Origin of the sequence: Reyranella sp., from assembly GCF_050185545.1 — a bacterium.
Classification (GTDB): Bacteria; Pseudomonadota; Alphaproteobacteria; order Reyranellales; family Reyranellaceae; genus Reyranella.
On the sequence record NZ_JBFWZI010000013.1, the window covers coordinates 47,788 to 59,235 of the forward strand.

Sequence of the window (11,448 nt, forward strand, 5' to 3'; positions counted from 1 at the left end):
ACGAAGGTCGGCATCTTGAATTCCGAAACACCGAGCGTCGGTCCCAAGACCGGCTTCTTGCTCCTGCTGCTCGGCGTGATCGGAGCAGTGCACGCGGTCTGGGTCTGCGGCTCGATGCTGTGGGCAGCCGGTTCGCCGTTCTGGGCATATCCCCCGGGCGACGTCGCGACTGGACTGATCGGTGCGGAAGCCTACCTGCGAGATTCGTGGCGTTGGCCGATCGCGGCAACGGCCCGCCTGGTGTCGGATGGTCGACCGGTATCGATTGCCTATACCGACAGCTTGCCGCTGCTCATGATTGTCCTGAAGGCGCTCGGTCCGATATCGGCCGGCGTACCGCCATTCGGGATGGCGATCCTGACCGGACAAATCCTGCAACCCGTGGCGGCAGGCTGGGCCCTTCACCGAGCGGGCCTCAGGCATTGGGCCGTTCTCCTTTCGGGGGCACTGCTGGTTGCCTGGGCGCCGGCATGGTATTTCCGGCTGCAGGCGCAGCACCTCCCGATGACCTGGCACTGGGAGATCCTACTGGCCTTGGGCTTCGCTGTCGGCTGGTGCAGGACGGGCCGCATCGGCCCATCAGGATGGATCGGTGCGATCCTGCTGTGCGCCGCAAGCGTAGGCACCCACGTCTATTTCGGCGTTCAAGTGCTGGCCATTTGTATGGTCGGTAGTCTCGTGTTGGTGAGGGCGCGAAAGTACGTCGCCGCTCTGGCATTCGGAGCCTCTCTGCCTACCGCGGTCACCGTCGCAGCATTCGTGGTTGGCTTTCTGCCCCCACCGGACTCTGGCGTTTCAATGGGTCGATATGCATCGGCTCCCGGATTCTACGGCTTCAACGTATTCGCACCGTTTGACTTCTCCTACTCTGCCCTATGGCCCACCGCCCACCGGATCGACGCCACCGGTGGCCAGTATGAAGGCATGGCGTACCTCGGCATCGGAATACTCTTTGCTCTAGGGGGGAGCCTGCTGGCCCTGGTCTGGTCGCGTCGCAGGGGCCCATCCGGCTCGATGCCGATCGCTATGGCGGCCACGGTCTCGTACCGACCGAGGAAATATTGGCCGCTCCTCATTGTCCTGCTCGGTTTCGTCGGGTTCGCGGTGTTCCCGACCGTCTGGCTGGGCACGCATAAGCTGGTCTCATTGCCCCTTCCGCCATGGCTATCGGGACTCCTGGAGCATGTCCGCAGCGGCGGACGCATGATCTGGCCGGTGGTCTACGCGTTCGCCATTATCCTGGTTGTCATCGTCGGCAGCAGAGTCGGGCCGCGGCTCGCCGGCCTCCTCCTTGTGGCAGCACTGGTCCTCCAGATCGTGGATACCGGGACACTGCGCGAACGGACCCGCATGATGCTCGCGACCCCGCCGCTTGTCCCGGCCGGCCTCAACGCATTGCGCGTCGCGGGAGTTCTCGACCGAGATGTCCGGCTTCGACCGAGTTGGCTTTGCGTCCGGCCGGAAGACGGTGACCTAGGCCGATTGACGGCCCTGGAAGTTGTTCGCCATGGGCGAATGGTCCACCAGCCCCCAATGGCGCGCGGCGCTTCGGGAGACTGCGATGCGAGCCGCATTTCGACCGATCCCCCGCTGCCAAATGTTGTGGACTTGATCTTCACGGGCTCAATGCCCCTACGGGATCAATTGACCATTTACGCCCGGCGGAACTGCAGGATCGTGAGCACAGCCCTTGCCTGCGAAGATGTTCGGTCGCCTGGACCGCTTTCCATAGAAGATGCTCTTGCCGCCTTATCGCCGCCAACCAGTGTCGCATTTGGAGTGCGGTTGCCGATCACGGCTGGTGAACCTGCCGCACGGTGGTTGACCAGCGGATGGAGCGATCCCGAGCAATGGGGCACATGGAGTGAAGGTGGGACGGCGATACTGCATGTGCCGATTCCCAAAGAGGGCACCACCCAGGCGATTGCGCTCGAGGTGACCGCCTATTCGGGCAATCCATCCAAGATGCAAAGCGTCGTGGTGACAGCTGCCGGGAAGACGAAATGGCAGGGTCGACTCGCCCCAGGACATGTGTCGACAATTCGAATTCCTATCGATTCCTCGGACATCTTCTCAAATTATGTGCAATTGACGCTGCATATCGAGAACCCGCAGTCACCGAGATCAAACGGCCAAGGGCCCGATTCCAGGCTCCTGGGCGTTGGCTTGCGAGCAATCGTGCTGGACGGCAGTCGCTGACAAACGGCTCCGGCCGTTAACAGTGGCACGGTCCGGTCGGTTCTGCTGTCATCCGGCCTTGGCCGACGCTCGATATGCCAGCCATCCAGCCCACCACGGAGGTTCCCGACATGACCGAGTCCGCCCATCCCGAAGGCCTGTCGATGCTGGAGAAGCGCCGCATCGAGGCCGAGATCCTGAAGGAGGTCTACGAAACCCTGAAGGAAAGCCACGGTGAGGATACGGCGCGCGAGACCATCGCCGAGTCGGTGCGCCGCTCGGCGATCGAGCAGGCGCGCGCCTTCGCCGCTACGGCGCCGGGCGGTCCCTCGTTGAAAGCCTTCCAGGACGTGATGCCGCTGTGGACCAAGGGCGGCGCGCTGGAGATCGAGGTCAAGGAGCAGACCGACAAGAGCTTCGCCTTCAACGTCGTTCGCTGCCGCTACGCCGAGACCTACAAGGCGATGGGCCTGGGCGAGATCGGCCACCTGCTGTCGTGCAATCGCGACGGCGCGTTCTGCGAAGGCTACGATCCCAAGCTCAAGCTCGAGCGCACCCAGACCATCATGCAGGGCGCCAGCCACTGCAACTTCCGTTACACTTACGAGACGTGATTGCGGGCGCGCTTCGCCCTTCGTCCTTGGAACCGCGAGCAATCGCTAATTCAGGAACTCGGCGATCACCAGGTGGTTGTCCTTCAAGGGCCACGTCCGCGTCGGGATGGTCTCGTTGTTGAACACCGCCATCACGGTGCGCGGATTGGCGTCGAAGGCGAGCTTGCCGAACGAGGCGCCCGGCACGCCGTCGTTGATGCCGGGCGGTACCTTGCCGTCGAGCGTGAACTTGTCGCGGCCGATGCCGAAATAGCCGCGCGGCCGACTCATGGCGACGATGGCGGCGGCGCTCTCGTCGCCCTTGCCGATGATGCCGGGGCGCAGGTGCACGACGTCGCTGGAGCGCAGGAAGGGCGAGCGGTAGGTGTGGGTGATCGGCTGCGCCGCCATGCGCAACACGAACTCGTAGAAGGCGTCGGGCCGGGCGACCATCGGGCCCCATGTGCCGTCTTCGCCCGTGACCTTGCGGTGCACCGCCAGTGCGCTCTTGCGTTCGCCGGTCTTGCTGTCGACCTCGAAGACCTCGACCTCGGCGTCGGCCACCGGGACGTTGGTGTAGACGCCCTCGGCAATTCCGGTGACCCGGCCGTTCAACACCGGCAGCGGCTCCTGGGCGATGAACATGCTGGCCGGCGACCTGCCCGCGATGAACTCGTACATGGCGGCGAAGGCGAGCTTGTGGAAGGCCACCTCGCGGTGATCGAGACCGTCCAGCACGACATTGCGCGCGCCGCGCAGTTCCGAGGCGTCGTAGCTCACGCCGGTGGGCTTGCCCGGGGCGCCGACGAAACGCGCGTCGGGCTGCGAGTACTTGTCGTTCTTGTCGGAGCGAATCGCCATCAGCTCGACCCCGGGGATCAGGTCGTCGGGCCCGGCGTTGAGACCCTTGAGGAACGGGAAGGCGCCGTTGAACTCGCTGCCGACCAGCAGGCTGTCGGAGATCACGATGCCCTTGTTGGGCGTGCCGCACAGCACCGCGTGGCTGACCGAGGCCGCGCCACCGCCATGCACGAGATAGCTGCGGATGGCGTTGCCGCCGCGCGACGAGCCGACCAGTGCGACCTTGCGTCGCCGTGTCGCCTTCAGCACCTCGGCGACGAAGGCGGCGAGCTGTCTGGTCTGGTCCCCGCTCGACGACCGGAACGGTTCGGGCCTCGCATCCTCGCGGCGCGCGTTGGGATAGACGAAATCGATCGGGAACAACTGATTGCGCCTGTAGCCGTTGGCCTCGAAGCGCCAGATATTGTTGATCCACAGCGCGCTCGAATCGCCATTGCCGTGAACGAACACCACGGGCGGCGGTGCCGCCACGTCGGTGACCTGGCGACGCGGCGGCGCCGGCTGCGGCTGCGGAGGCTGGCGCGGCGGCAGCTGCTGGCCGAACGCCAGCGACGGCCACAGCGCCATGGCGCCGCCGAGCAGGGCACGTCGCCCGGGCCTCACACCCCTGGTGTCCTTTCCCCCAGACATCGGCCGCATGTTGGCAAAAGCCGATTGCCGACGCTACGCTTGCGATATGTCCATTTATTACGTCGACAGCCCGGTCGGCCGCCTGGCGCTCGAGGCCGATCACGACGCCGTGACCGGGGTGCGCTGGGCGGGCCGCGGCGAACGGGCGGTCGACGGCAGGCCGAGCCCGCTCCTGGAAGAGGCGCGCCGGCAGCTGGCGCGCTACTTCGCCGGCCGGCTCGAACGCTTCGACTTGCCGCTCGCCCAGCGCGGCACCGACTTCCAGAAGCGCGTCTGGGCGATGATGTGCAACATCCCCTACGGCGAGACCGCGACCTATGGCGGCCTGGCGATGGCCCTGGGCTCGGGTCCGCGCGCCGTCGGCATGGCGTGCGGGCGCAATCCCATTCCCATCATCGTGCCCTGCCATCGCGTGCTCGGCGCCGGCGGCACCGAGGGCGGCTATTCCGGCGGCCGCGGCCTTGCGACCAAGCGCCAGCTGCTCGCCCTCGAAGGCGTCGTCTTCGAGTAGCATCCCTGTCATTGCGTCGGCCGCAGGCGGCGGCTACGGAGAAGCGAATGCGCGTGCTGATCACCCGGCCGGAACGCGAGGCGACGACGCTGGCCACGGCGCTCGGCGAGCGCGGCCACGCGCCAGTCGTGGCGCCGCTGTTTCGTCTCGACATTCTTCATCCACCGGACGACTTCGCCGAGGCGCTCGCCGCCTGCCACGCCGTCCTGCTGACCAGCGCCAACGGTGCGCGCGCGCTCGCCGAGGCGAGCCCCCAGCGGGCCAAGCCGGTGTTCGCCGTCGGCGACACCACGGCGAGTACGGCCGAGGGGCTGGGCTTCACCACCGTGACATCGGCCACCGGTGATGGCGCCGCCCTGGTCGACCTAGTGCGCCAGCGGCTCGACCCAAAGGCGGGCCCGCTGATCCATGTCGCGGGAACCGAGATTGCCGTCGACCTGGCGGAGAACCTGGCCGGCGCCGGCTACGACATCCGCCGCTTCGCGCTCTACGAGGCGCGCGAGGAGACGAGCTTACCCGAGTCGGCGCGTGCGGCATTGCAGGCACGCGCGCTCGACGTTGCGACCTTCTTCTCGCCGCGCGCCGCCGCGGTGTTCGCCGGGCTGATCGACGATTCCGGGCTCAGCGACACGCTGCAGGACGTCACGGCCGTCGCCATCAGCCCGGCTGCCCTGGCCCCGCTCGCCGACCTGCCGTTCAAGGCCCAGGTGGCGGCGGTGCGACCAACTCGCCAGGCCGTGCTCGACGAGATCGACCGCCTGGCCGAAGCCGGCGTACAAGGGCAAGCGAGCATGAGCGACACACCCTCCTCCGCGGCGCCTCCTTCCCCGTCGCTCTCCACGCCCGAGCCCGCGCCGCCCGTGGTCGAGGTCCGGCGCGGCATCGGCATCGTCGGCACGTTCATCACCGCCATCGTCGCCGCCGCGCTCGTGCTGGCCCTTGCCCTGATCTCGTTGCCGTTCTGGCCGGAGCCATTCCAGGTGCTGTGGCGCGGCAGGGCGGTAGCTGTAGCACCCGCCCCGGCGATCGACCTGCAGGCCGTGCGCGCCGATGCCAGCACGGCGGCTGCAGCCGCGGTCGAGGCCGCCCGGCGCGAGCTCACCGCACGCCTCGACGACCTCGAGAAGCGCGCGCGCGCCGCCGCGATGGCGGCGGCGGAGCGGCCGCCCTCGGCGGACCCGGCACTGGCCGAGCTGCGCAGCAAGGTCGAGGCGCTCGAGCGCCGCGCCGCCAGCGCAGCGCCGCCCCAGCAACCGGCGACGCCTGCCCCTGCACCAACCTCGAGCGAGACCGAGAAGGAGCTCGCCCTCCTGTCGCGAGAGATCGCCACCCTGCGCACGGCCATGCAGGCGCTCGATCAATCGGTCGCCGCCCAAAAGGACGAGCAGGCGCGCCAGCGCGAGCAGACCCGGACCATGTCCGACGCGATCGGCGCGCGTGGCGCGGCCGATCAGAAGGCGCTGATCGCGGCGCGCGCCGCAGCCGTGATCGGGGTTGCCGCGCGCTTGAGCGCGGCACTGGAATCGGGCCTGCCCTTCACTGTCGATCTCGGCCTGCTGGCGCCGCTGGTGCAAGGCGATGCCAAGCTCGGCGAGGTCACCTCGTCCCTGCAGCCCTATGCCGCGGCCGGCGTAAGCTCGCGCGCAGTCCTTGCCGCGGAGTTTCCGGCCGTTGCCAAGGCAGCGCTGGCCGACGATCTCGCCGACGATTCGTTCGGCGAGCGTCTGCTCGGCAAGCTGCGCGGCCTGGTCTCGTTGCGTCGGGTCGGCGACATCGAGGGCGATTCGGTCGAGGCCAGGCTCGCCCGCGCCGAGACCGCCCTGGAAGCCGGCGATCTCGCCAAGGCGGTGGCCCAGGTGAAGTCCCTGCCGCCGCAGACCGCCAAAGCAACGGCCGCCTGGCTGGCACGCGCCGAGGCCCATCTTGCGGCCGAGCGCGCGGTCCAGCAGCTCGCCGCCCACGCCGTCGCCCTGCTCGGAACGGCGCGCTGAATCCATGACTTTCCTGCGTACCCTGATCTGGTTCGCCATTGCCGCTGCCGCCATGCTGGGCGCGGTCTGGCTCGCCCGGCGGCCCGGCACAGTCACCGCCGAATGGCACGGCTGGCGCCTCGACACCAGCGTCGGCATCGTCCTGGTGGCGATCGTGCTGCTGATCGCCGTGTGCTTCGGTATGTGGCTGCTCTATCGCTGGATCGTCGGCGCGCCGGGTGCGCTGATCGAAGGCTGGGGCGAGGGCCGGCGACGCCGCGGCTACCGCGAATTGACCCAGGGGCTGGCGGCAGTGGCCGCCGGCGACGGCGTCGAGGCGCAGAAGCATGCGCGCAAGGCCGACCAGCTCCTGTCCGAGCCCGGCCTGACCCTGCTGCTGTCGGCGCAGGCTGCCCAGCTCAACGGCGATCGCGACGCCGCCAATCGCGCCTTCACCGCCATGCTCGACGACGAGCAGATGGCGTTCCTCGGGCTGCGCGGCCTGATCGGCCAGGCGCTGCGCGAGGGCGACCGGGCCAAGGCGCTGGCCTACGCCGAGCGCGCCTTTCGGCTCAGGCCGCAGACTCCCTGGGTGGTGCACTCGCTGTTCGACATGCAGGCGCAGAACGGCGACTGGAAAGCCGCTCAGGCGACGCTCGACAGCGGGCTGCGCCGCAAGGTGGTCGGCGCCGACCGCGGCCGCACGCTGAAGGCCCTGCTGCTGGTCGAGCGCAGCCGCACCGCCGAACGCGACGGCAATGCCGCCGATGCGCTGGCGCTGGCCCGCGAGGCGTTCGGCCTCGCGCCCGAACGCATTGCCGTCACGCGCCGCCTGGCCGAGCTGCAGATCAAGGCGGGCGATGGCAAGCGGGCGATGAAGACGGTGGAACGCGGTTGGGCGGTGGCGCCGCATCCCGACCTCGCGAAGCTCTATCTCGAGGCATCGGGTGAGAGCGAAGCCCTGAAGAAGGTCGGTGTCGCACGGCGCCTGGCCGAGAAGAACCCGAGCGACATCGAAAGCCACATCGCGCTTGCCCAGGCGTCGATCGAGGCCGGCCTGTGGGGCGAGGCGCGGCGCCATCTCGAGACGGCGGGCGGCGCCCACCCGACGGCGCGCGTCTGCCGCCTGATGGCCGAGGTCGAGGAGCATGCCAATTCCGATCCGTCGCGCGTGCGCGACTGGCTGGGGCGTGCCACCGACGCGCCGTCCGACCGCAGCTGGCGCTGCTCGGCCTGCGGCGCCCAGCACGAGAGCTGGCGCTCGGTGTGCGAGGCCTGCGGCGCCTTCGGTACCCTGCAATGGCGCGCGCCCGGCACGTTCGGCCACATCCTGCCGCCGGAGGAGAAGCTTGCCTTGCCATCCGGAGAGGTGGCGAAGACCTGAAGGTTTGTGTTCATGGTCTTCCGGACCGCGGGCGCCTGTCCTGAGCTTGTCGAAGGATCCCGGCCGCGCAGGATTCATGAGCGGGCGGGACGCCCGCGGTCCAAAAAGAGGAAGAACGAAGGAAGCGGGAGGAAACATGTACGAGACCACGCTCGCCGGCAGCCTGCCCAAGCCGGCCTGGCTTGCCACGCCGAATGTCCTGTGGGCGCCCTGGACCCTGAGCGGCCAGCCGCTGTTCGAGGCCAAGGACGACGCCACCTTCCTCGCGATTCGCCGCCAGGAGGAGGCCGGCCTCGACATCGTGAGCGACGGCGAGCAGGCGCGGCAGCATTTCGTGCACGGTTTCCTGGCCGAGGTCGACGGCGTCGACTTCGACAGGAAGGTGCGCATGGGCATTCGCAACAACCGCTACGAGGCCGACTGCCCGACCGTCACCGGCAAGCTCACGCGGCGCAAATTCGTGCACGAGCGCGAGGCGCGCATCGCCCGCGCCGCGACCAGCCGCAAGCTCAAGTTCACCCTGCCCGGCCCGATGACCCTGATCGACACCCTGGCCGACGGCTATTATGGCGACCGCGTGAAGATGGCCTTCGCCTTCGCCGAGCTCCTGAACCAGGAAGCGCGCGACCTCGAGAGGCTCGGCGTCGACGTGATCCAATTCGACGAGCCGGCCTTCAACGTCTATCTCGGCGAGACCGTCGAGTGGGGCGTGCCGGCACTCGAGAAGGCGGCGGAAGGCCTGAAATGCACCACCGCCGTACACATCTGCTACGGCTACGGCATCGAGGCCAACATCAAGTGGAAGGAGACGCTGGGCGAAAGCTGGCGCCAGTACGAAGAGACCTTCCCCGCGCTCGACCGCAGCAAGATCCAGCAGGTCTCGCTCGAATGCCGCGAGAGCCACGTACCGCCCGAGCTGATGAAGCTCCTCAAGACCAAGATCGTGCTGGTCGGCGCGATCGATGTGGCATCGGAGACGGTCGAGACGCCGCAACAGGTGGCCGACACGCTGAAGCTTGCGACCCGGTACGTCGACCCCGAGCGCATCCAGGCCTGCACCAACTGCGGCATGGCGCCGATGACGCTGGCCGTCGCCTACGGCAAGCTGCGCGCCCTCGCCGAAGGCGCGGCGCTGGCGCGCAAGAGCTTGTGATCATCCTCTTCCGGAACGCGGGCGTCCCGCCCGCTCATGCTCTTTGCAACCATGGGCGTCCCTCCAGCTCGGACTCATGAGCGGGCGGGACGCCCGCGGTCCGAAAGAGCATGAGCTCTCACGCCACCGCAGCTGCGGCCGCCCGGCGCGTGTCCTGGCCCGACTGCGGCAGCATGAAGCCGTCGAAATACGACGCGAGCTGTTCGTATCCGTCGAGCGGCAGGACGTGGGCAACGTATTGATCGGGCCGCACGACCACCATGCACCCCGCCTCCCGGTCGATGCCGCGTAGCTCGAAGATATCGTTGCCGCTCCTGACATCGGCGCAGAACATCTTCTCGTAGTCGAGCAGGCCGTAACGTCCCTTCCTCGGCAGGAGCAGCGCGGGCATGTCCTCGATCGCGAGCTCGCGATGGGCTTGCTGGAACACGGCGCGGACATCGATGACCGCATCGACGTCCTCGTCGTGGCGCGTATACTTTCGCACGGGCGAGTCCGGGCCGTCGGCGAGGAAATCGCACAATCGACGGATTGCGGAACCCGAGGCCGCGGGATCTGCCGCCGCGGCGAAGGCGAAGATGCGGAAGCGTCCATCGGCCTGCACGACGTGGCCGAGGTGAACGGGCTTGGCGTCGGCGAGGCGGATGACCGGCGCCGAATGAAAGCGCTTTCCGACGGCGAAGCCGTTCGCCAGATGCTGGTGGACGGGTTCGCCGGTCAGGATCGACGGACGGTAGTGCGTCGCCGTCCCCGCCGTGTAGCGTCCGTGACGAATGAAATAGCTCTGGGTCTTGGCAGGATCAACGCCGCCTTCTCCCTGCGTCGAGGCGATCAGCGCCGCCCATTCGCGATCGAAGTCGATCAGTTCTCCGGCGATGGCGCGCCGTTCCGCCGAATAGGAATGCAGCAGGGCCGGCGCGCACTGCCCGCGAAGCACCGCGGCGAGCTTCCATCCGAGATTGAAGGCGTCCTGCATCGAGACGTTCATGCCCTGCCCCGCCTTCGGGCTGTGGGTGTGGCAGGCATCGCCGGCGATGAACACGCTGGGCGACCGCGTCGCGATCTCGCGCTGCGGCACGTCATCGAACTTGTCGGTCAGCCGCTGGCCGATCTCGTAGACCGACCACCAGGCGATCTCCTTCACCTCGAGCCGGTACGGATTGAGGATCCGCCGCGCCTTCGCGATGAGCTCATCGACAGTGATATTGCGGCTTGCGACCCGTTCGCCGGTTTCGAGCCTGGTGAGCTCGGCGTACAGGCGGACGAGATAGCCGCCCTCGCGCGGAATGATGAGAAGGCTGCCTTCATTGGCGGACTGGATGAGCGACTTGCAGCGAATGTCCGGGAAGTCGGTGACCGCCAGCACATCCATGACACCCCAGGCGTGATTGGCCGAATCGCCGCTGAGCTCGCGCCCGATCGATCGCCGGACGATGCTGTGTGCACCGTCACAGCCGATCACGTAGCGCGCCGTGACCGTCTCGCTCTGGCCCTGGTGCGGAGCCACCAGCCGCTCGAGCGAGACGATGACGCGCCGTGCCCCATCGTGACTGCCGCGCGCCACGGGCTGTACTGCAACCACGCGACGGCCGTAATGCGGCTCAAGCTTCGCGGCCGACCGGCGCATGACATCGAGATAGCAATCGTGCACGCGCGCCTGGTTCAGCACGACGTGCGGAAACTCCGACAGCCCGTCCTCGACGTCCTGGATCCGCCCGCTGCGCACGATGGTTTCGGGCCGCGCATCGTCCGGTTTCCAGAACGTCGTCTCGTTGATCCAGCAGGCCTCCTTGGCCACGCGCTCGCTGAAGCCGAAGGCGTGGAACATCTCCATCGTCCGGCAGGCGATGCCGTCGGCCTGCCCAAGCTGCATGCGGCCCGGCTTCTGCTCGACGATGCAAGTCCTGATGTCGGGAAACGCCGACAACTGGGCGGCAAGCGTCAGCCCGGCCGGTCCGCAGCCGACGATCAGGACATCGACCTCTGCCGGAACAGAACCTTGGGCACCCGAAGCCGGATACCGATCGGCCCGGTCGAAGATCTCCGGGTCGCCCGGCTCGAAGCCATTCAGGTGAAACTGCATGCGACGTCCCCGTATCTCTCAGCAAGGCATGAGTCAGCCACAGATGAACACAGATGAACACAGATAGCTTGAACCCGAGCCGAGA

Annotated in this window: 8 protein-coding genes; 6 read left to right on the forward strand and 2 right to left on the reverse strand. The window is 67.8% G+C overall.

Features of this window, described 5'->3' with window-relative positions:
* The first annotated feature begins 15 nt into the window (after positions 1-15).
* Positions 16-2,199: a hypothetical protein gene (locus AB7O82_RS05725; RefSeq protein WP_428538278.1), complete on the forward strand. Its 2,184-nt coding sequence runs from the start codon at positions 16-18 to the stop codon at positions 2,197-2,199.
* Positions 2,200-2,309: 110 nt separating this feature from the next.
* Positions 2,310-2,792: an L-2-amino-thiazoline-4-carboxylic acid hydrolase gene (locus AB7O82_RS05730; protein WP_428538281.1), complete on the forward strand. Its 483-nt coding sequence runs from the start codon at positions 2,310-2,312 to the stop codon at positions 2,790-2,792.
* Between the two features lie 45 nt (positions 2,793-2,837).
* Here AB7O82_RS05730 and AB7O82_RS05735 read toward each other — a convergent pair whose 3' ends face one another.
* Positions 2,838-4,235 (reverse strand): alpha/beta fold hydrolase, encoded by a 1,398-nt coding sequence (locus AB7O82_RS05735; protein WP_428538284.1) that lies wholly within the window; start codon positions 4,233-4,235, stop codon positions 2,838-2,840.
* 73 nt (positions 4,236-4,308) lie between these two features.
* On the opposite strand from AB7O82_RS05735, the gene AB7O82_RS05740 reads away from it, so the two are divergent.
* The 4 genes from AB7O82_RS05740 to AB7O82_RS05755 all read left to right on the forward strand — a co-directional run bounded on the left by AB7O82_RS05740 (position 4,309) and on the right by AB7O82_RS05755 (position 9,280).
* On the forward strand, positions 4,309-4,773 hold the full coding sequence (locus AB7O82_RS05740; RefSeq protein ID WP_428538287.1) for a methylated-DNA--[protein]-cysteine S-methyltransferase: 465 nt from the start codon (positions 4,309-4,311) through the stop codon (positions 4,771-4,773).
* 47 nt (positions 4,774-4,820) lie between these two features.
* On the forward strand, positions 4,821-6,764 hold the full coding sequence (locus AB7O82_RS05745; protein ID WP_428538290.1) for a uroporphyrinogen-III synthase: 1,944 nt from the start codon (positions 4,821-4,823) through the stop codon (positions 6,762-6,764).
* Between the two features lie 4 nt (positions 6,765-6,768).
* Positions 6,769-8,127, forward strand: a complete 1,359-nt coding sequence (locus AB7O82_RS05750; RefSeq protein ID WP_428538293.1) for a heme biosynthesis protein HemY — start codon at positions 6,769-6,771, stop codon at positions 8,125-8,127.
* A 136-nt stretch (positions 8,128-8,263) separates the two neighbouring features.
* Positions 8,264-9,280: a methionine synthase gene (locus tag AB7O82_RS05755; RefSeq protein WP_428538296.1), complete on the forward strand. Its 1,017-nt coding sequence runs from the start codon at positions 8,264-8,266 to the stop codon at positions 9,278-9,280.
* A gap of 118 nt (positions 9,281-9,398) precedes the next feature.
* Here the strand turns inward: AB7O82_RS05755 and AB7O82_RS05760 are convergent, their stop codons facing one another.
* Entirely contained in the window at positions 9,399-11,363 is a 1,965-nt protein-coding gene (locus AB7O82_RS05760; protein ID WP_428538299.1) for an FAD-binding monooxygenase, read from the reverse strand.
* Positions 11,364-11,448: the final 85 nt, after the last annotated feature.

What these genes read in the sequence shown, in the direction of transcription:
- AB7O82_RS05730 (WP_428538281.1), top strand. Translation starts at nt 2,310, where the DNA reads ATGACCGAGTCCGCCCATCCCGAAGGCCTGTCGATGCTGGAGAAGCGC.
- AB7O82_RS05740 (WP_428538287.1), top strand. Translation starts at nt 4,309, where the DNA reads ATGTCCATTTATTACGTCGACAGCCCGGTCGGCCGCCTGGCGCTCGAG.
- AB7O82_RS05745 (WP_428538290.1), top strand. Translation starts at nt 4,821, where the DNA reads ATGCGCGTGCTGATCACCCGGCCGGAACGCGAGGCGACGACGCTGGCC.
- AB7O82_RS05750 (WP_428538293.1), top strand. Translation starts at nt 6,769, where the DNA reads ATGACTTTCCTGCGTACCCTGATCTGGTTCGCCATTGCCGCTGCCGCC.
- AB7O82_RS05755 (WP_428538296.1), top strand. Translation starts at nt 8,264, where the DNA reads ATGTACGAGACCACGCTCGCCGGCAGCCTGCCCAAGCCGGCCTGGCTT.
- AB7O82_RS05760 (WP_428538299.1), bottom strand. Translation starts at nt 11,363, where the DNA reads ATGCAGTTTCACCTGAATGGCTTCGAGCCGGGCGACCCGGAGATCTTC.